This is a genomic window from Pseudomonas sp. (assembly GCF_030683065.1).
Lineage (GTDB): Bacteria > Pseudomonadota > Gammaproteobacteria > Pseudomonadales > Pseudomonadaceae > Aquipseudomonas.
Window position 1 is genome coordinate 1 of the sequence record NZ_JAUXMX010000014.1, and the last position, 20,863, is coordinate 20,863.

19 protein-coding genes are annotated in these 20,863 nt (G+C 59.7%); 15 read left to right on the forward strand and 4 right to left on the reverse strand.

What is annotated here, in order from left to right:
- The 5 genes from Q8K09_RS03140 to alaC form a co-directional block, all read left to right on the forward strand.
- On the forward strand, positions 1-1,283 hold a 1,283-nt coding region (locus Q8K09_RS03140; RefSeq protein WP_305253569.1), incomplete at its 5' end, for a bifunctional aconitate hydratase 2/2-methylisocitrate dehydratase.
- A 147-nt stretch (positions 1,284-1,430) separates the two neighbouring features.
- Positions 1,431-1,640 (forward strand): YgdI/YgdR family lipoprotein, encoded by a 210-nt coding sequence (locus Q8K09_RS03145; protein WP_305253570.1) that lies wholly within the window; start codon positions 1,431-1,433, stop codon positions 1,638-1,640.
- 285 nt (positions 1,641-1,925) lie between these two features.
- Positions 1,926-3,137, forward strand: a complete 1,212-nt coding sequence (locus tag Q8K09_RS03150; RefSeq protein WP_305253571.1) for a CmpA/NrtA family ABC transporter substrate-binding protein — start codon at positions 1,926-1,928, stop codon at positions 3,135-3,137.
- An 18-nt stretch (positions 3,138-3,155) separates the two neighbouring features.
- Complete coding sequence (locus Q8K09_RS03155; protein ID WP_305253572.1) at positions 3,156-3,734, forward strand: ANTAR domain-containing response regulator; 579 nt, start codon at positions 3,156-3,158, stop codon at positions 3,732-3,734.
- A 391-nt stretch (positions 3,735-4,125) separates the two neighbouring features.
- A complete protein-coding gene (gene alaC, locus Q8K09_RS03160) occupies positions 4,126-5,370 on the forward strand; it encodes an alanine transaminase (protein WP_305253573.1) in 1,245 nt (414 codons plus the stop codon).
- A 76-nt stretch (positions 5,371-5,446) separates the two neighbouring features.
- Here alaC and Q8K09_RS03165 read toward each other — a convergent pair whose 3' ends face one another.
- Positions 5,447-5,839: a hypothetical protein gene (locus Q8K09_RS03165; protein WP_305253574.1), complete on the reverse strand. Its 393-nt coding sequence runs from the start codon at positions 5,837-5,839 to the stop codon at positions 5,447-5,449.
- A gap of 209 nt (positions 5,840-6,048) precedes the next feature.
- Between Q8K09_RS03165 and Q8K09_RS03170 the strand changes: the two genes are divergently transcribed.
- From Q8K09_RS03170 to cobA, 10 genes are all read left to right on the forward strand, one after another.
- Complete coding sequence (locus Q8K09_RS03170) at positions 6,049-6,405, forward strand: transcriptional regulator (RefSeq protein WP_305253575.1); 357 nt, start codon at positions 6,049-6,051, stop codon at positions 6,403-6,405.
- A gap of 407 nt (positions 6,406-6,812) precedes the next feature.
- Positions 6,813-8,201: a CmpA/NrtA family ABC transporter substrate-binding protein gene (locus Q8K09_RS03175; RefSeq protein ID WP_305253576.1), complete on the forward strand. Its 1,389-nt coding sequence runs from the start codon at positions 6,813-6,815 to the stop codon at positions 8,199-8,201.
- A gap of 54 nt (positions 8,202-8,255) precedes the next feature.
- Complete coding sequence (locus Q8K09_RS03180; protein ID WP_305253577.1) at positions 8,256-9,248, forward strand: ABC transporter permease; 993 nt, start codon at positions 8,256-8,258, stop codon at positions 9,246-9,248.
- Positions 9,249-9,262: 14 nt separating this feature from the next.
- Positions 9,263-10,057, forward strand: coding sequence for an ABC transporter ATP-binding protein (locus Q8K09_RS03185; protein WP_305253578.1), 795 nt, complete (start codon positions 9,263-9,265; stop codon positions 10,055-10,057).
- Positions 10,058-10,220: 163 nt separating this feature from the next.
- On the forward strand, positions 10,221-10,910 hold the full coding sequence (locus Q8K09_RS03190; protein ID WP_305253579.1) for a polysaccharide lyase family 7 protein: 690 nt from the start codon (positions 10,221-10,223) through the stop codon (positions 10,908-10,910).
- Positions 10,911-11,016: 106 nt separating this feature from the next.
- Positions 11,017-11,466 (forward strand): thioesterase family protein, encoded by a 450-nt coding sequence (locus Q8K09_RS03195; protein WP_305253580.1) that lies wholly within the window; start codon positions 11,017-11,019, stop codon positions 11,464-11,466.
- A 347-nt stretch (positions 11,467-11,813) separates the two neighbouring features.
- Positions 11,814-14,270 carry a nitrite reductase large subunit NirB gene (gene nirB / locus Q8K09_RS03200; RefSeq protein ID WP_305253581.1) on the forward strand — a complete coding sequence of 819 codons (2,457 nt, stop codon included), beginning with the start codon at positions 11,814-11,816 and terminating at the stop codon, positions 14,268-14,270.
- On the forward strand, positions 14,267-14,593 hold the full coding sequence (gene nirD, locus Q8K09_RS03205; protein WP_305253582.1) for a nitrite reductase small subunit NirD: 327 nt from the start codon (positions 14,267-14,269) through the stop codon (positions 14,591-14,593). Before nirB ends, nirD begins: the two co-directional genes overlap by 4 nt.
- A gap of 60 nt (positions 14,594-14,653) precedes the next feature.
- Positions 14,654-17,368, forward strand: a complete 2,715-nt coding sequence (locus tag Q8K09_RS03210) for a nitrate reductase (RefSeq protein WP_305253583.1) — start codon at positions 14,654-14,656, stop codon at positions 17,366-17,368.
- An 85-nt stretch (positions 17,369-17,453) separates the two neighbouring features.
- Positions 17,454-18,191 (forward strand): uroporphyrinogen-III C-methyltransferase, encoded by a 738-nt coding sequence (cobA, locus tag Q8K09_RS03215; RefSeq protein WP_305253584.1) that lies wholly within the window; start codon positions 17,454-17,456, stop codon positions 18,189-18,191.
- Positions 18,192-18,288: 97 nt separating this feature from the next.
- On the opposite strand, the gene Q8K09_RS03220 is transcribed toward cobA, so the two are convergent.
- The 3 genes from Q8K09_RS03220 to Q8K09_RS03230 all read right to left on the reverse strand — a co-directional run bounded on the left by Q8K09_RS03220 (position 18,289) and on the right by Q8K09_RS03230 (position 20,862).
- Positions 18,289-19,254, reverse strand: a complete 966-nt coding sequence (locus tag Q8K09_RS03220) for an OmpA family protein (RefSeq protein WP_305253585.1) — start codon at positions 19,252-19,254, stop codon at positions 18,289-18,291.
- Positions 19,255-19,357: 103 nt separating this feature from the next.
- On the reverse strand, positions 19,358-19,948 hold the full coding sequence (sigX, locus tag Q8K09_RS03225; protein ID WP_305253586.1) for an RNA polymerase sigma factor SigX: 591 nt from the start codon (positions 19,946-19,948) through the stop codon (positions 19,358-19,360).
- An 89-nt stretch (positions 19,949-20,037) separates the two neighbouring features.
- The gene (locus Q8K09_RS03230; protein ID WP_305253587.1) at positions 20,038-20,862 is read right to left on the reverse strand and encodes a mechanosensitive ion channel domain-containing protein; all 825 of its coding nucleotides are present in this window, start codon (positions 20,860-20,862) and stop codon (positions 20,038-20,040) included.
- Position 20,863 lies beyond the last annotated feature (1 nt).

Here is a 20,863-nt window from a genome sequence, read left to right on the forward strand (position 1 = left end):
AATCCTTCTGCCACACGGCGGCTTACCCGAAGCCGGTCGACGTGAAGACCCACCGCGAGCTGCCGGCCTTCATCAGCAGCCGGGGCGGCGTGTCGCTGCGCCCGGGCGACGGCGTGATTCACAGCTGGCTCAACCGCCTGCTGCTGCCCGACACCGTGGGCACCGGCGGTGACTCGCACACCCGCTTCCCCATCGGCATCTCCTTCCCCGCGGGTTCCGGTCTGGTGGCATTCGGTGCCGCCACCGGCGTGATGCCGCTGGACATGCCCGAGTCGGTGCTGGTGCGCTTCAAGGGCGAAATGCAGCCGGGCGTGACCCTGCGCGATCTGGTGCACGCCATTCCGCTGTACGCCATCAAGCAAGGTCTGCTGACCGTGGCCAAGGCCGGCAAGATCAACGAGTTCTCGGGCCGCATTCTGGAAATCGAAGGTCTGCCCAACCTCAAGGTCGAACAGGCGTTTGAGCTCTCCGACGCGTCGGCCGAGCGCTCCGCCGCCGGTTGCACCATCAAGCTGCCGGAAAAGGCGATTGCCGAGTACCTGCAGTCCAACATCACCCTGCTGCGCTGGATGATCAGCGAAGGCTACGGCGATGCGCGCACCATGGAACGTCGTGCCCAGGCGATGGAAGCCTGGCTGGCCGATCCGAAGCTGATGGCAGCAGACCAGGACGCCGAGTACGCCGAGATCATCGAAATCGATCTGGCCGACATCAACGAGCCAATCCTCTGCGCGCCGAACGACCCGGACGATGCCCGTCTGTTGTCCAGCGTTCAAGGCGAGAAGATCGACGAAGTGTTCATCGGCTCGTGCATGACCAACATCGGTCACTTCCGCGCGGCCGGCAAACTGCTGGAAAAAGTCGAAGGCACCCTGCCGACCCGTCTGTGGCTGTCGCCGCCGACCAAGATGGACCAGCACCAGCTCACCGAAGAAGGCTACTACGGCATCTTCGGTAAAGCTGGCGCACGCCTGGAAATGCCAGGGTGCTCGCTGTGCATGGGCAACCAGGCGCGCGTTGAAGCCAATTCCACAGTGGTATCGACCTCAACCCGCAACTTCCCCAACCGTCTGGGCGATGGTGCCAACGTCTACCTGGCTTCGGCTGAGCTGGCTGCGGTGTCTTCGATCCTCGGCAAACTGCCGAGCGTCGAGGAGTACATGGTCTACGCGAAGGAAATCGACAGCATGGCTGCGGACGTTTACCGCTACCTGAGCTTCGACCAGATCGCCGAGTTCCGTGAAGCTGCAGCGAACGCCAACATCCCGGTCGTGCAAGCATAACGAAACAACGCGTCACGCTGCATGTGCAAACAGAAGCCCCGCCTAGTGCGGGGCTTTTTATTTTCTGAAGCACTTGCAGGTGACGTTCCAGAAGCTACCTTTTTAGGAGGAATATCAACCGACTATTTATAGCCTCTGGAGAATGCCATGAAGAACGTGTTAATTGCTGCCCTGTGCTCTTTGGCCCTGGCTGGCTGCAGTAGCGAGTACATCATTACCACCACCGATGGCCAGATGCTGACCAGCGATGGTAAGCCTCAGGTGGACAAAGACACCGGCATGCTAGAGTTCACCGACAGCGAGGGCCGCAAGCAGCAGGTCCCGCAAAGCAGCGTCAAGCAGATGCTCGAACGTTGAGCAAGGCTTGACCAGATACCGTGAAAATATCCGGCGCCCAGCCATCACCAGTGATGCACGACTGATCGCCAACTTTTACAACCGTCCATACCCGCCACTTCATTGCCAGGCCCCAGTCATGGCCATGCCAACAGACGCTGCATACTGGCATATCACTTGCTTAACTCCAGACAACAAGGCCCTTCCAATGGCGGAATCGGCTAAATAGACAATGGTGTCGCTCCAATAGCTGGGTCATTCAGCCGTTGGTGCGGCACTTTTTTGTGTTGATCTGGGAAAAGCGCCATGAGCGAGCATGAAAACAGCCACACCAATACACAGGCTTGGACTGCCAGTAATGAAGCACCGGAAAAGCGTGTATTGAATCTAGGCTTTATGGCCCTGACCGATGCCGCATCGGTGATTGTCGCCGCCACTCAAGGTTTCGCCGAGAAGTATGGCCTGACCATCAACCTGCAGCGCCAGGCCTCCTGGGCCAGCCTGCGCGACAAGCTGCTCAGCGGCGAGCTCGATGCAGCGCACAGCCTTTATGGTCTGATCTATGGCGTACAACTCGGCCTTGGCGGTGCGCCAGCCACCGATATGGCGGTGTTGATGGGGCTGAACCAGAACGGCCAGAGCATCAATCTGTCTCATGCCCTGCAATGCACGGGAGTGACCACTAGCGACGCACTAAATCTGCGTGCGCATCAAAAAGGCGCAAGACTGACCTTCGCCCAGACACTGCCTACGGGCACCCACGCCATGTGGTTGTATTACTGGCTGGCTAGCCAGGGCATTCACCCACTCAACGATGTCGACAGCGTAGTAGTACCTCCACCACAAATGGTCGCCCACCTCAAAGCCCGGCGTATCGATGGTTTCTGCGCAGGCGAGCCTTGGTGCGCACAGGCGGTCGATGAAAACCTAGGATTCACCATCGCCACCACTCAGTCGATCTGGCCGGATCATCCGGAAAAAGTGCTCGGCTGTACCCGCGCCTTTGTCGAACACTACCCCAATAGCGCCCGCGCCCTGGTGATGGCCGTATTGGAGGCCAGTCGCTTCATCGACGAGAACGACGAGAACAAGCGCAGCACCGCGCAATTGCTCTGCGGCAGCGACTATGTCGATGCGCCATTGAGCGCTATCCAGCCACGTTTCCTCGGTCAGTATCAAGATGGTCTTGGCCATGCCTGGCTCGATCCGCACCCGCTGCGCTTTCACGCTGACGGCGCAGTCAACATGCCTTATCTCTCCGACGGCATGTGGTTCATGACCCAGTTCCGGCGCTGGGGCTTGCTACGTGATGATCCCGATTACCTCAACATTGCGCGCCAGGTACAACAGCTTGACCTCTACCGGCAGGCGGCCAAGGCGTTGGATATCAGGGTGCCTAGCGAACAGCGCAGCGCCACGCTGCTCGACGGCAAGACCTGGGATGGCGCAGACCCCGCGGGCTATGCGCGCAGCTTCACGCTTCACGCCTTGGCCGACAGCGATGCTGTCGCCCTGTAATCGCCCGGAGAAGCTCCTATGCTGCGCATCCTATTGATTAACGACACCCCGAAGAAGGTCGGCCGCCTGAAGGCCGCGCTGAGCGAAGCCGGCTTCGAGGTGATCGACGAGTCAGGGTTGACCATCGACCTGCCCGCACGTGTCGAGGCCGTGCGCCCGGACGTGATCCTTATCGACACCGAGTCGCCCAGCCGCGATGTGATGGAGCAAGTGGTGCTGGTTAGCCGCGACCAACCGCGTCCAATTGTCATGTTCACTGACGAGCACGACCCAGGTGTAATGCGCCAGGCCATTCAGTCCGGAGTCAGCGCCTATATCGTCGAAGGTATCCACGCTCAGCGTCTGCAACCGATACTCGATGTGGCCATGGCCCGTTTCGAGAGCGACCAGGCGCTGCGCGCACAGTTGCAAGCCCGCGATGCGCAGCTGGCCGAGCGCAAGCGCATCGAACTGGCCAAAGGCCTGCTGATGAAGATGAAAAACTGCACCGAGGAAGAGGCCTACACCCTGATGCGCCGCCAAGCCATGAGCCGCCAGCAGAAGCTTTTGCAGGTCGCCGAGCAGATTATTGCCATGCACGACATGCTCGGCGGGTGAGCCGAGTACGCGCAGGCGTCTTGCCGGCACCCGTTGCTGGGTGCCTCGCCCTGTGCACCTCACAAAAACAGTCATGCCGCATACCGCCGATCGGCCAGCAGAGAGCAATCAGCTAGGCGTCATGAAAGTGGTATGCCAGTGACCTTATTTTCAGGCCGAACGGCGAACGCCTGACACCACTCAAGCATCGGCAGCGCATAGCGTCATGGCCCATGCCTACGGCAAGACCGCTGCCAAAAGCTTCGCCCCCTGAGCGGCATGCCTGAGGCCCATGAACATGCAGCGCAAGCAGTCTCGACAAGCTCATGCGGGCAGCGTATGTTGCGACCTGGCCAGTGCACTGGCCAACGTCGCTCGGACGGTTCCGGGCGCTTACGTTTCCGAGGACAGCATGGCTGATCAAGCTCCGCGCCGCTTTGCGCGCATCGATCGACTCCCCCCCTACGTTTTCAACATCACCGCCGAACTGAAGATGGCCGCGCGTCGCCGTGGAGAGGACATCATCGACTTCAGCATGGGCAATCCGGACGGCCCCACACCGCCACATATTGTCGAGAAACTGGTGCAGGTCGCCCAGCGCGAAGACACCCACGGCTACTCCACCTCCCGTGGTATTCCGCGTTTGCGCCGTGCCATCTCGCGCTGGTACCAGGATCGCTACGGCGTGGAGATCGATCCTGAAAGCGAAGCCATTGTCACCATCGGCTCAAAGGAAGGCCTGGCGCACCTGATGCTCGCCACCCTGGACCACGGTGACACCGTACTGGTGCCCAACCCCAGCTACCCGATCCATATTTATGGCGCCGTAATTGCCGGCGCCCAGGTGCGTTCGGTGCCGCTGATTCCGGGCGTGGACTTCTTCGCCGAACTGGAACGGGCGATTCGCGAGTCGATTCCCAAGCCGAAGATGATGATCCTCGGCTTCCCTTCCAACCCCACCGCACAGTGTGTGGAGTTGGATTTCTTCGAGCGCGTGGTGGCCCTGGCCAAGCAGTACGACGTGTTGGTGATCCACGACCTGGCCTACGCCGATATCGTCTACGACGGCTGGAAGGCGCCATCGATCATGCAGGTGCCGGGTGCCAAGGACATTGCCGTGGAGTTCTTCACCCTGTCGAAGAGCTACAACATGGCCGGCTGGCGCATCGGCTTCATGGTCGGCAACAAGGAACTGGTCAACGCCCTGGCGCGGATCAAGAGCTACCACGACTACGGCACCTTCACTCCGCTGCAAGTCGCCGCCATCGCCGCACTGGAAGGCGATCAGCAGTGCGTGCGCGATATCGCCGAGCAGTATCGCCAGCGCCGCAATGTGCTGGTCAAAGGCCTGCATGAGATCGACTGGATGGTGGTTAACCCGAAAGCCTCGATGTATGTCTGGGCCAAAATTCCCGAGGCCTACGCCAAGCTCGGCTCGCTTGAATTCGCCAAGAAGCTGTTGCTGGATGCCAAGGTATGCGTATCACCTGGCATCGGTTTTGGCGACTATGGCGATGACCATGTGCGCTTTGCCCTGATCGAGAACCAGGATCGCATTCGCCAGGCCGTGCGCGGGATCAAGGCGATGTTCCGGGCCGATGGTTTAATTCAAGCCTCGGCCCCCAGCAAACCACGCAAGTCGCCCAGCAATAGCTAACCCACTATCAACCTTTGCTGCAGCGCCCGCAAAACGAGCTTGTGCGGCCGCTGCATCTGGCCTCCCTGCTGGCGCATCAGCCCGAATAATCCAGTACCGTCCACATCCGGGTCAGGCCATTACCAATCACACAGCCAGCAGCGTCAAGTTGCTGGTTGTTATGCAGCGACATCAGCGTGGTGGCACCTTCTGCGTCATCGGCCCGCTCAGTCAGCCATTGCACCCGGCCGCAATTGGCCGTTTCGATCACATAGCTGGCGGCAACTGCAGAGTGCTGGCTCGGCAGCTTGATCGCATCCAGCACGGTGCCGCGCTCTTCCACCCGTTTGCCATCCGAGACCAGCACCGCCCAGGCCTGGCTGTTTTCAATCACTAAATAATTGCCATTGGCTTTAGGTTGCTCGACCTGTGGCTGGGCGCAGCCTGCCAGCAGGCCTAATAGCACGATTGTCATCAGCATCTGTTGCATTACTAGTTGCTCCTCTGCAGTCCCTGCGGTCAGTGGCTGTGCAAGCGATTGGCGGGGGTTATCGAGTGAATGCCCTGGAGGCTCTGGCCTTACTATTGCTGAATACTGTTTATCTGTACAGTGCTTTCGACTACCCTTGCGGAACTGCCCAGCAGACCTACAAGGCAGTAACACCTGGCAAATCCACAGCGTCAATCAGGAGCACAATGATGATGGACGTCTTGCAACTGAAACACAGCGTTAACCACATGCCCCTCGATAAAGTTCGCACCACCATCGCCGAATTGCAGCTGGAGGGAATCGTCACCGAGGGAAAAACCCCATTCACCCGCGTGCACTTCAACACCTGTTTCGCCGAAATCGAGGCCCTGCTTCAGCGCGCCGGCTATCACAAGCAGTTGGATGTAGTGGGCTATCAGGGTCTCGCTTACGCCATGTTCGACCCAGCACGCTGGGAAGCCGTCGATGTGCTCAAGTGGCTGAAAGAGTTTGTCGAGCATGCGCAGGCGCAACCTCTATCCCGACTGCAAAGCCAGGATGGTTGTCGCCTCAAGCAGGCCTATTGAAAACGAACCAAAAGCGTTCAAGGCACCTCGCGCATGCACGCCAATGGCTCAAAAGCCGCTTAGCGTTTGGGGGCAGACACATCAATGTCTAGATATTCGATTCGAAAAATAAAACCAGATAAAGGATTAGATAGTTATCTTATCCTTTTGATTTAAATCAAATAAATACACTATTCAAGATTCATTCTAGCAGCCAAGAAGGGAGACACCAGGCGTGCCCTGCTAACGTACCAGGCAAACCTGGCAAGCCCCTTGCTAGTAGATCTTCAAGACACCTACACACGTCTTCAGATCGCCAACGGCGGTGATCGGGACGAAATTGACAAAGACGTCAACGACACCCTGGCCAATCACTGGCTGGGCTGTGCGCGACGTCTTTTTTCGTTTCTGGGACTTGAGGAACCACTATGCGTAACTCCATCGCTCGCCGTTCACTACTGAAGAACACCATCGCAGGATTTGGCTGTGCCGCGTTCATCCTGCTGTCGCCCCTGAGTCTGCAGATAGCCATCGCCGCCGAGGCGGAGAAGGACGAGCTGAAATTCGGCTTTATCAAACTGACCGATATGGCGCCACTGGCCATCGCCTATGAAAAAGGCTTCTTCGAGGATGAAGGGCTGTACGTCACCCTGGAAGCCCAGGCCAACTGGAAGGTGCTGCTGGATCGGGTGATCGATGGCGAGCTAGACGGCGCGCACATGCTCTCCGGCCAGCCGATCGGCGCCACCATCGGTTTCGGTACCAAGGCCGAGGTGGTCACCGCCTTCACCCTGGACCTCAACGGCAACGCCATCACCGTGTCCAATGCGGTATGGGATGAGATGAAGCAACATGTGCCAATGGAAGGCGGCAAGCCGGTGCACCCGATCAAGGCTGACACCCTGAAGCCGGTGATCGACAAGATCAACGCCAGCGGCAAGTCCTTCAATCTGGGCATGGTATTTCCGGTTTCCACCCATAACTACGAACTGCGCTACTGGCTCGCCGCGGGCGGTATCCACCCGGGTTTTTACGCACCGCACACCGGTGACACCAGCGGTCAGATCGATGCCCAGGTACTGCTCTCGGTCACCCCGCCACCGCAGATGCCAGCCACCATGGAAGCCGGCACCATCCATGGTTACAGCGTCGGCGAACCCTGGAACCAGGCCGCAGTATTCAAGGGCATCGGCGTGCCGGTCGTCGCCGACTACGCGATCCGCAAGAACATGTCGGAGAAGGTCTTCGGCGTGTCGAAGAGCTGGGCCGAAGCCAATCCGGAAACCCACAAACGCGTGGTCAAAGCATTGATTCGCGCCGGCCATTGGCTGGACGCAGACAACAACGCCAACCGCCAGGAAGCCGTGGAAATCCTCTCCCGTCCCGAGTACGTGGGGGCCGACGCCCAGGTGATCGCCAACTCGATGACCGGTACTTTCGAGTTCGAGAAGGGCGACAAGCGCGAAGTGCCGGACTTCAACGTGTTCTTCCGCTACCACGCCACCTACCCCTACTACTCCGATGCCGTCTGGTACCTGACGCAGATGCGCCGCTGGGGCCAGATCGCAGAAGGCAAGCCGGACAGTTGGTACCTGGAGATGGCCAAGAAGGTCTACCTGCCGGAGATCTACCGCGAGGCGGCCGCCGAACTGGTGGCAGAAGGTAAGTTCGCCGCCAGCGATTTCCCGCCGATCAGTGACGATGGCTTCCGTGCACCGCTGACCGACACCATCGACGGCGTGCCTTACGACGGTCGCACGCCCAACGCCTACCTCGAGCAGTTTGAGATTGGCCTGAAGGGCGACACCCAGCTCTAACAGGCACTCCCGGAGCCGGTACGCCGGCTCCCTCCTAATAAAGAGGACAGGACGATGAGCAATCCGAGCGTCGCCACCCAGATAACCGACACACTGAAAACTGCCCGCACCAGTGCGCTACTCAAGCGCTGGGCACCACCCGTGATCCTGCCGCTACTCGGCATTATCGGCTTCCTGCTGTGCTGGCAGCTGTTGGCAAACAACATTCAAACCAGCCTCGGCCAGTTCCCTGGACCGGTACAGGTTTCAGAACAGTTCTCCGGGCTGGTCAGCGCCCACCTCAAGGAACGCGACAAGGCCCAGGTCTTCTACGAACGCCAGGACACGCGCAACGCCGCTCTGTTGGAGAAAAACCCCGACGCCGAGATCAAGGTGCGCCCCTATACCGGTAAACCGACCTTCGTTCAGCAGATTTTCACCAGCCTCTACACCGTCATGGCCGGCTTCGTCATTGCCTCGCTGATCGCCATTCCGCTGGGCATCGTCTGTGGCCTGAGCAAGACCATCTACATTGCCATCAACCCCCTGATTCAGGTGTTCAAACCAGTGTCGCCGCTGGCCTGGCTGCCGCTGGTGACCATGCTGGTTAGCGCCCTATACGTCAGTGACGATCCGCTGTTCGCCAAGTCCTTTCTCACCTCGGCGATCACCGTGGCGCTGTGCTGCCTGTGGCCGACAGTGATCAACACCACGGTGGGCGTGGCCAGCATCGAGCAGGACCTGAACAACGTCAGCAAGGTGCTGAGCCTGTCGCCGCTGTCGCATGTACGGCGCATCGTCCTGCCCGCCGCCGTGCCGATGATCTTCACCGGCCTGCGCATGTCGCTCGGCACCGGCTGGATGGTGCTGATCGCTGCCGAGATGCTGGCGCAAAACCCAGGCCTGGGTAAATTCATCTGGGACGAGTTCCAGAACGGCAGTTCCAACTCCCTCGGCCGGATCATGGTGGCGGTGATCGTCATCGGCCTGATCGGCTTCGCTCTCGACCGCCTCATGCTCCTGCTGCAACGCCAGTTCAGCTGGGACAAGAATGCCGTACTGCGCTAATCAGGAGACTTCCCATGAGCCATTCACACCTAGAACTCAGCGGCGTCGGCATCGACTTCCCGACCGACAAGGGCCTGTACCGTGCGCTGCAGAACGTCAACCTGCGTATCGACAAGGGTGAGTTCGTATCCTTGATCGGCCATTCCGGCTGCGGCAAATCTACCGTACTGAATATCGTCGCCGGCCTGTACAAGGCCACCACCGGCGGCGTGATACTCGATGGCCGTGAGGTCGACGAACCCGGCCCCGAGCGGGCGGTGGTGTTCCAGAACCACAGCCTATTGCCCTGGCTAAGCTGCTACCAGAACGTTGAATTGGCAGTGCGCCAGGTGTTCCAGGGCAAGAAGTCACGCGGCGAAATGCGTGAATGGATTGAGCACAACCTGGCGCTGGTGCACATGACGCACGCCAAGGACAAGCGCCCCAGCGAGATATCCGGCGGCATGAAGCAGCGCATCGGCATCGCCCGCGCCCTGGCCATGCAGCCCAAGGTGTTGCTGATGGACGAACCCTTCGGCGCCCTGGATGCCCTGACCCGCGCCCACCTGCAGGACTCGCTGATGGAGATCCATGCCGAACTGGGCAACACCGTGATCATGATCACCCACGACGTCGACGAGGCCGTGCTGCTCTCCGACCGCATCGTCATGATGAGCAACGGCCCGGCGGCCAGTGTCGGCGAGATCCTCCATGTCGAACTGCAGCGCCCGCGTAACCGTATCGCCTTGGCCCATGACGCGCGTTATCACGAATACCGCGCAGCGGTACTGGAGTTCCTCTACCAGAAGCAACAGCGCCCGGCAGCCTGACGGCCGCCTCGCAATCCGCCCTCCACGGCGGATTGTGGAACGTGTCGCAGCCTTGCAGGCTATTGCGCCCACCGCCTATCCGCTCCATGGAACTTACTGCGCCTGCAGTCACCGAAAGGAGTCGCCCGCCCCACGCACAAGACAACCACACCAAGGATCAGTCGTGCTCGACCTCACCACCTGGAACCTCTCGGTTCCCACCGACCCATTCCCCACTACTATCGAAACCCCGCGCCTGAACAATGGCTATGACAGCCAATATTTCCGCCGCAATGACGACGGCAGTGTCACCTTCTGGGCACCGGTCAATGGCTCGCACACCGCTGACGCCCGCTACCCGCGGAGCGAACTGCGCGAAACCCAGGCCGACGGCACCCTGAGCAACTGGTACCACGCCAGTTCCGACAGCTATTTGAGTGCAGTGCTGACGGTCAACCAGGTACCGAGCAAGAACAAGATCGTCATCGCGCAGATTCACAGCAAAGACGAACCCGGCAGCAACAATGACCCGCTGGCCAAACTGCAATACCACTACTTGCGCGGCGTCGGCCGACTTGAACTGTTGCTGCGCAAACGCCCGGGCGATGCCGACGTACAGAACATCCTGCTCACTGAGCATATCCAGTTGAACGAACGCTTCAGCTATACACTGCGCATCACGCCGAGCGGCAAACTTGGTGTCAGCGTCCAGAGCAGCCAGGGCGACCACGGCTCGTTTTATCAGCAATTGAGCGGGTATTGGAGCAAGCAGCAACTGTACTTCAAGGCCGGCGCCTATATTCAGGACAATTACGGCCCGCCCAATGAAGGCGGCCGGGTCACCTTCTACCACGTGAACACCCAGCACCGCTGAGAGCGAGTAGCCAGGGCGGCGCATCATTCAGCGGGCCGATAGCACAGAATCGATCAAAGCCCACGTACAATTGCGCCGCCCTACCCCGTTTGCATGAGAGCTGCCCATGGCCCGCCTGAAACTCGAGTTCCCCGAAGACCAGTTTTGCTACAGCACCCACCTGACCGTGCGCGTGACCGACATCAACGCCGCCAACCACTTGGGCAACGATTCAATGATCTCGATGATCTCTGAGGCCAGGGCGCGTTTTCTCTTTGAATATGGCATCGCCGAAACCCAGGAAGACGGCACCGGCATCATCGTCACCGACCTGGCCACCACCTACCGCGCCGAAGCTCATGCCCGCGACCAACTGCTGTTCGACGTAGGGGTTATGGACTTCAACAAATACGGCGGCGACATCACCTTTCGCATCAGTCGCCCAGCGGACGGCAGCCTGGTGGCCATGGCCAAATCGGGGTTTGTGTTCTTCAACTACACACTGGGCAAAGTGGTGCCCATGCCCACACGCTTCAGCGACATGTTCACTAAGGTTAATTGGCTCAATCCAGCCTGACTGTACGCGCACCAACACAGAGCGCCACGGCTTATAAAGGGGCACTAAGCAGCGGTTTGTGCTGCTCAGCCGGGCTGTTTGCCGCATAAATCAACACATTCCAAGTTGGCACACGCCCTGCATTGGTGATTGCACAATTTAATAAAGTGCAGCTTTCAACGACGAAAGCCGCACCTCCCGACAGAACGGGACTTGGACAAAGGCGTCCTCGCTAGGTGACTAGCGGGACGCCTTTTTTGTTTTTTGGTCTGCCATCCCTGGCAGCCACTCTTTGAGCCGTCGCGGGGCGACGTTAAAAACTGCTCCCGACAATTTTTCCGTGATTATTGATTCAGGAGATGGCCGGCATGCAAAAACTCAAGCTGGTGATGATCGGCAACGGCATGGCGGGTGTACGCACCCTCGAAGAGCTGCTCAAGCTCGCCCCCGACCTTTACGACATCACGGTGTTCGGCGCCGAGCCGCACCCCAACTACAACCGCATCTTGCTCTCCCCCGTGCTGGCCGGCGAGCAGACCTTCGAGGAGATCGTGCTCAACGACCTCAACTGGTACGCGCAAAACAACATCAAGCTACTGCTCGGGCGCAAGGTCACCAGGATTGATCGCAAGAAGCGTCTGGTAATTGCCGATGACGGTAGCGAGGCCGAATACGATCGCCTGCTCATCGCCACTGGCTCCAACCCATTCATCCTGCCGATACCGGGCAAGGACCTGCAGGGTGTGATCGGCTACCGCGATATCGCCGACACCCAGATGATGATGGACACCGCCAAGACCCATAAGCATGCCGTGGTGATCGGTGGCGGCCTGCTCGGCCTGGAGGCCGCCAACGGCCTCAAACTGCGCGGCATGGACGTGACCGTGGTGCATATCGGCGACTGGTTGCTGGAGCGCCAACTCGATGTCACCGCCGGCCGTCTGCTGCAAAAGTCCCTGGAAGACCGCGGCCTGAAATTCCTCTTGCCCAAGCACACGGCCGAACTGCTGGACAACGGCGAAGGCCGGGTCTGTGCGGTGAAGTTCAAAGACGGTGAGGTGATTCCCGCCGACCTGGTGGTGATGGCCGCCGGTATCCGTCCCAACAGCGAGCTGGCCGAACAATCCGGAATCGCCTGCAACCGCGGCATCCTGGTCAATGACACCCTGCAAACCTATGATCCGCGCGTCTACGCCATTGGTGAATGCGCCAACCACCGCGGCATTGCCTACGGCCTGGTAGCGCCGCTGTTCGAACAGGCCAAGGTCTGCGCCAACCACCTGGCCCAGCTTGGCTTCGCCCGCTATCAAGGTTCGGTGACCTCGACCAAACTGAAAGTCACCGGCATCGACCTGTTCTCCGCCGGCGAATTTATCGGCGCAGAAGGCACCGAGACGATCACCCTGTCCGACCCTATCGGCGGCGTGTACAAGAAACTGGTGATCCGGGATGACATCCTGGTCGGCGCCTGCCTGTACGGTGATACCGCCGACGGCGGCTGGTACTTCCGCCAGATCCGCGAGAATCACAACGTAAGCGAAATCCGCGATCACCTGATGTTCGGTGAAAACGCCATCGGCGACGTCGGCCACCAGGGCGCAAGCAAAACCGCACAGATGCCCGACAGCATGGAAATCTGCGGCTGCAATGGCGTGTGCAAGGGCACCATCGTCAAGGCCATCCAGGAAAACGGCCTGTTTTCCGTCGACGAGGTGAAGAAGCACACCAAGGCTGCCAGCTCCTGCGGCTCCTGCGCTGGCCTGGTCGAGCAGATCCTGATCAGCACCGTCGGTGGCGCCGCCGACGTCAAGCCGAAGAGCGAAAAAGCCATCTGCGGCTGCAGCGACCTTAACCACGGACAGATCCGCAGCGCAATCCGCGAGCAGCACCTGATCACCCTCGCTGACACCATGGCCCTGCTCAACTGGAGTACGCCCAACGGCTGCGCCACCTGCCGCCCGGCGCTGAACTACTACCTGATCTCCACCTGGCCCGGCGAGGCCAAGGACGATCCGCAGTCGCGCCTGATTAACGAGCGCGCCCACGCCAACATCCAGAAAGACGGCACCTACTCGGTGGTACCGCGCATGTGGGGCGGCGTAACCAACCCGTCCGAGCTACGCCGCATCGCCGACGTGGCCGACAAGTACAACGTGCCCATGGTCAAGGTTACCGGCGGTCAGCGTATCGACCTGCTAGGGATCAAGAAGGACGACCTGCCTGGCGTGTGGAAGGATCTGGACATGCCGTCGGGCCATGCCTATGGCAAATCCATCCGTACCGTGAAGACCTGCGTCGGCAGCGAATTCTGTCGCTTCGGCACACAGAACTCGACTCAACTGGGCATCGAGCTGGAGCACGACCTGTTCAACATGTGGTCGCCGCACAAGGTCAAGCTGGCGGTTTCAGGTTGCCCGCGCAACTGCTCCGAGGCCGGCATCAAGGACGTTGGCATCATCGGTGTGGATTCCGGCTGGGAGATGTACATCGGCGGTAACGGCGGGATCAAGACCGAAGTGGCGGAGTTCTTCGTCAAACTCAAGACTGCCGAAGAAGTCCGCGAATACAACGGTGCCTTCCTCCAGCTCTACCGCGAAGAGGCCTTCTACCTCGAGCGTACCGTGCACTATCTGCAGCGCGTGGGCATGGACCATATCAAGAAGGCCGTGCTGCAAGACGACGATAACCGCAAGGCCCTGAATGCGCGCCTGCAGTTCTCGCTGTCCTTCGAGCAGGACCCATGGAAACAACGGATCGAGCAACCACAACTGAAGAAAGAATTCGATCGTATTGCCATTATGCAAATCGAGGAGGCACACGTATGAGCTGGCTGGATATCTGCGCTCTGGAGGAGATCAACGTGCTGGGCTCGCGTATCATCGCCGGCCCCAAAGGCGACATCGCAATTTTCCGCACCGCTGGCGATGAAGTGTTCGCCCTGGATGACCGCTGCCCGCACAAGGGTGGTCCGCTCTCCCAGGGGCTGATCTATGGCAAGCGCGTGGCCTGCCCGCTGCATAACTGGCAGATCGAGTTGGAATCCGGCGAAGCCGTGGCCCCGGACGTCGGTTGCGCACATCGGCATCAAGCCAAAGTCGAAAACGGCCGGGTGTTGTTGACCCTTAACAAAGCGCTCGAATGTGCCTGACAGGTTATGTGTAAGCCGTGCACTGCGCGGCTTACAGGATTACCGCAGAGAGATGACGCCATGACCCAACCCCATCAGATCACCGCCTCCACCTGCTGCTACTGCGGCGTGGGCTGTGGTGTGCTGATCGAGCACGATGACGAGAAGATTCTCGGCGTCCAAGGCGATCCGGACCACCCGGCCAACTTCGGAAAACTCTGCAGCAAGGGCTCAACCCTACACCTGACCGGCGACCTCGACGCGCGCGGCCTGTATCCCGAGCTGCGTCTGGGCAAAGGCCTGGCGCGCGCGCGCACGGACTGGGACAGCGCCCTGGATCACGCGGCCAGCGTATTCGCCGAGACCATCCGCGAGCATGGCCCGGACAGCGTGGCCTTCTATATCTCCGGGCAATTGCTGACCGAGGACTACTACGCCTTCAACAAGCTGGCGCGGGCTCTGGTCGGCACCAACAACATCGACAGCAACTCACGCCTGTGCATGTCTTCGGCGGTGGTCGGCTACAAGCGCAGCCTGGGTGCCGACGCGCCGCCGTGCAATTATCAGGACATCGAACAAAGTGATTGCGTGCTGATCGCAGGCTCCAACATGGCTTACGCCCATCCGGTGCTGTTCCGCCGCCTGGAAGAAGCCAAAGCCAAGCGTCCAGACATGCAGGTCATCGTCATCGACCCGCGGCGCACCGACACCTGCGAACTGGCCGACCTGCACCTGGCAATCCTGCCGGGCAGTGATGTCGCGCTATTTCACGGCATCCTGCATATCCTGATGTGGGAAGGCTGGATCGACCGCACCTACATTGACGCCCACACAGAGGGCTTCGATGCACTGAAGACCCTGGTGCGCGACTATAGCCCGCAGATGGTCAGCGAGCTATGCGGCATCAGCCAGGACAGCCTGCAGCAGTGCGCACGGATGATCGGCAGCGCGCCGAGTTTCCTCTCGCTCTGGTGCATGGGCCTTAACCAATCCAGCGCCGGCAGCGCCAAGAACAGCGCGCTGATCAACCTGCACCTGGCTACCGGTCAGATCGGCCGCCCCGGCGCCGGCCCCTTTTCCCTTACCGGCCAACCGAACGCCATGGGCGGTCGCGAAACCGGCAGTCTGAGCAACCTGCTGCCCGGCCACCGCGACGCTGGCAATGCGCAGCACCGTGCTGAAGTGGCGCAGTACTGGGGCGTCGACAGCCTGCCGCAGACTACTGGTCTGACCGCCATCGAACTGTTCGAGGCGGTTCGCGTGGGCACGATCAAAGCGCTGTGGATCGCCTGCACTAACCCGGCGCAGTCCATGCCGGATCAGAACAAGGTGCATGAAGCGCTGGCCGCCTGCCCGTTCGTGGTGGTGCAGGAAGCCTTCTTCACCACCGAGACCTGCCACTACGCCGACCTGCTGCTGCCCGCCGCCAGTTGGGGCGAGAAGGAAGGCACGGTGACCAACTCCGAGCGGCGCATCAGCCATGTGCGCCGCGCCGTGCCAGCCCCCGCCGAGGCGCGGGCAGATTGGGCGATTACCACGGATTTCGCCCACCGACTGGAAAAACTACTGCGCCCCGGCCTGCCCAGCCTGTTCGACTTCGCCAACCCGCAAGCACTGTTCGAGGAGTACAAACACCTGACCGCCCAGCGCGACCTGGACCTGTCGGGGCTCAGCTACGCGATTCTGGACAACCAAGGCCCCCAGCAATGGCCGTTCCCGGCCGGCGCCACTCAGGGTACTGCACGCCTGTACGGCGATGGCCGTTACCCTACGGCAACGGGTCGCGCACAGTTTCATGCCGACCCCTACCGGGAACCCCAGGAAAAACGCGACGCGCGTTTCCCGTTAACCCTCAACACCGGTCGCCTGCGCGATCAGTGGCATGGCATGAGCCGCACCGGTACCGCCGCTCGCTCGTTTGGCCATGTTGAAGAGGCGGTGCTCAGCCTGCACCCGGACGAACTACGCCGACTGCGCCTGCACGCAGGTGATCTGGTCAAGGTGCGCAGCCGGCGCGGCAGCCTTATTGTGCCGGTGCAAGCCGATGCCTCGGTGCGCTCCGGCCAGGCCTATCTGCCGATGCACTGGGGCAACCGTTTTCTCAAGGGGCTGGGCACCAACGTGCTGACCCTACCGGCCTTCGACCCATTGTCAAAACAACCCGAGCTCAAGCACGCTGGGGTTCGGGTGGAAAAAGTCGAGCTGCCCTGGCATTTCTTCGCGCTGGTCGAGGGTGACGTGCAAAAGCGTTTCGAGGCATTACGCCCGCTGTTCGAGTCCTTTGCCTACGCCAACCTCGGTCTCACAGGCCGCGAGCGCCCTGCCCTGGTCATCCGCGCGGCATGCGCAGTGGCGCCCGAGCCCGAACGCTTGGCACAGATCGATCAATTACTGGGTTTGCACGAAGGTCCGGTGCTGGCTTACGACGACCCACGCAGGGCGGTAGGCAAGCGCGTGCGCATCGAGGACGGCCGCATCAAGGCCATCCGCCTGGCCGGCGAGACCGCCGCTCGCGATTGGCTGAAGAGCCTGTGGAGCGAAGGCCAGGCCGATGCCGATCTGCGCCGCTGGCTGCTGGCGCCGCTGTCCACCCCTCCGGGCGTGGCCGGCGGTAAGGCCAGCAAGACCCTGTGCAACTGCCTGAACGTCAGCCAGGACGCGGTGTGTGCCGGTATCGCCCGCGGCCTCGACCTGTACGGCCTCAAACAGGAACTCAAGTGCGGCACCAGTTGCGGCTCTTGTGTACCGGAAATCAAGCGACTGCTGGCCACCCAAGTAATCGCGATCAATACATAACCGTAGGGTGCGCGGGGCCGCCTAGGCCATGCGCACCAACCCCGACACTTGGTGCGCACGGCGCACCCTACGCTAGGAATTTCATATGAGCGCAAAAGTCTGGCTGGTGGGCGCAGGCCCGGGTGACCCGGAACTGCTGACCCTCAAGGCAGTGAAAGCCCTGAGTCTTGCCGATGTCGTGATGATCGACGACCTGGTCAACCCGGCGGTACTGGAACACTGCCCAACCGCGCGTATCGTCCAGGTAGGCAAACGTGGCGGCTGCCGCTCGACACCCCAGGCCTTTATCCATCGCCTGATGCTGCGCTATGCGCGACAGGGTAAATGTGTGGTGCGCCTGAAAGGCGGCGACCCGTGCATCTTCGGCAGGGGCAGCGAAGAGATCGACTGGCTCCAACAGCACGGCATCGAGGTGGAGATGGTTAACGGCATCACTGCTGGCCTGGCTGGCGCCACCAACTGCGGCATTCCCCTGACCCTACGCGGTGTTGCCCGCGGCGTTACCCTGGTAACCGCTCATACCCAAGATGACAGCACGCTGAACTGGCAAGCCCTGGCCCAGGGCGGCACCACCCTGGTGGTGTACATGGGTGTGGCTAAGCTGGCAGACATCCGCGATAGCCTGCTGGCCGGCGGCATGTGCGCCGATATGCCGGTAGCAATGATCGAAAATGCCTCGTTGCCTCACCAGCGCGAATGCCGCAGCTCACTGGCGGCGATGCACCAGGACGCCCTGGCTTTCCAGCTGAAAAGCCCAGCCATCCTGGTAATAGGTCAGGTTGCCGCCGGACATCAAGCGCAGTCTATGGCAGCGATTGCCTAACCTCGCAGAGTTACTCCTGCCCGGCCTTGACCGGGCTTTTTTCTGGACAAAGAAAAACCCGGCCGAAGCCGGGTTTTTCATAGCAGCTTGAGACCAGTTACTGGACTTGAGCTTCTACTTGAGCTTCAACACGACGGTTGATGGCACGGCCCGACTCAGTTGCGTTGTCGGCAACCGGTTGAGTTTCGCCATAACCAGCAGCGTTTACGCGCTGACCTTCAACACCGTACTGGTTGACCAGAACTTCACGAACAGCGCTTGCGCGCTTTTCGGACAGCTGCTGGTTGTAGGTGTCAGTACCGACGGAGTCAGTGTGACCTTCAACAGTGGTGCTGGTCTGCGGGTACTGATTCATGAAATCAGCCAGGTTCTTGATGTCGCCATAGCTTTCTTCTTTGACTTGAGCTTTGTCAAAGTCGAATTTCACGTCCAGCTCAACACGTACAACCTGGGCTGGCTCTTCAGCAACTACAACCGGCTCTGGCATCGGCTCTGGAGCGGCTTCTGCAACCTGAACAGGTTGAGTGCTGCCACCGAAGTTCATGCCAAGACCGATGCTTGGAGCCCACTCGGTGTCACCTTGGTCAATGTTGTACTGAGCTTCAACGCCAGCACGAGCATAAAGATTTTCGGTGATGAAGTACTTGGCACCGCCGCCAATGTTGGCAAAGGTAGAGCCATTACGGCCGCCGCGACCGGTTTGACCGATGCTTTGATCCGAGAAGCCTGCAGAAACGTAAGGACGCAGCGCGTCACCGGCATTGTTGAAGTGGTACAGAGCATCGAGGGCGGTGTTGGAGCCCTTGATGTTACGACCGTCTTCGCCGCGAGCGTTGTGTACTTCGTCGTATGCCAGACGCAGTTCAACATCATCAGTCAGGTAGTAGCCGATGCTGCCGCCGAACAGGTTGCCGTTATTTTTGAAGTCACGAGCGCTGTCGAAGATTTCCTTCTTGGCAAAACCCTCCACTTCAATAGCGCCTTGACCTTGAGCCAGAACGCCGAAAGATGAAGACGCCAGCACAGAACTGATCACAACGCCCAAAGTGTTTTTAAATTTCATCCGTAAATCCCTAACTTGGTGGCCAGTAAGTTGTCTGACAAACAAGACAACCAAAGAGTAATTCTAACAGAACCACTCCTAACATTAGAGGCCCTATACATATTTAAGTTTCAATACTGCCTGAAAATTTTTCTCGCAACCGGTCAAGCGCGCGTTTGTAGCGCATTTTCGTGGCGCTCAGGCCCATGTGCATGATGTCTGCGATCTCCTGAAACTCCAGCTCTGCGACAAAACGTAGCACCAGAATTTCCCGATCAATAGGGTTTACATGCACCAGCCAACGATCAAGACCACCGGGATCTTCAACTTTAGGCATCTTTTCTTCAGATGCCTCCTCCAGTGGATCAAGGCTCAATGCATCCATCAGGCGCCGCTTGCGCCGTTCTTTACGGTATTGGGTAATGCACTCGTTATAGGTGATGCTGTAGAGCCAGGTTTTAAACTTCGATTTCCCTTCGAAGTTCTTCAAACCATATAGCACCTTGAGCATTACCTCCTGGCACACATCGTCCGCGTCCCGCTCACTGCCCAAGTAACGCGCACATACATTGAACAGCGTTCGTTGATAACGACGCATCAGCTCTTCGTATGCGCGGGTGACGTGAAATAGCTCGCCGTGCGCACGCGCAACCAGCTCCTCATCCGAGAGTTCGCGGGGGTCATAGCGCAAGGGCATCGGTTGGGCTTTATTCAAAACGAGTCGGGCCGACAGTCGGGACGGGGCTGCCAGCACCTGATGCAACAGGCGCTGGGTTGGCAGGATAGATTAGCAGGATTGGCGCGTTAGCGACTGCTCACCCGGTTCTCAAGAAGAGTGCGATTAGCCACTGAGACCAATTCGCCTTCGTCAGTCAAGAGGATCGTCTTGACTGTGCCGATCTCCTCGATCTGCCCTTCGACATCACCGACCTGAACGTGTTGCCCTACCTGATACAGCTCACGCACATAAATACCGGCGAGGATCTGCCCGGCGATTTCCCTGCTCCCAAGCCCTAAAGCCAAGGCAGCAGCCAACCCGACCGAAATCAGCACGATGGCAATAACATTGTTCAGCAGGTCGGTTTTGATCTCCAGCTGGCCGATGGCAACCGAGATACTGATGATGATCACCAGCCCTTGTGCGATGCGACCCAGGCCATGGGCGTAATCGAGACCAACGCCCTCGGCCGCTCCGCGCACCAGTCCGCTGACCAACTGCGCCAACAATACCCCCGCCAGCAGGACGAGAGCAGCACCAAAGACCTTGGGCAGATAGAGCGCGAGCACGTCAAGGGTTGCGGAAACACGCTCCAAGCCAAGCGACTCAGCGGCGGAAACCAGAAAAATCAGCAACACGAACCAATAAACAATCTTGCCGATCAGGGTCGAAACCGGCACCTGAATACCCGCACGACCGAGCAGCTTGGTCAGTCCGGTACCTGCCATCAAACGATCCAGGCCAATCTTGCCAAGTAATTTTGACAGCAGAGTGTCGAGCAGCTTGGCTACGACGAAGCCGAGCAACACCAATATCAACGCAACGAACAGGTTCGGAATAAAGCCGGCGACTTTAGTCCAGAGCGCGGTCATCGCAGCTATTAGGCTTTGAGTCCAGGGATCGAGTTCCATT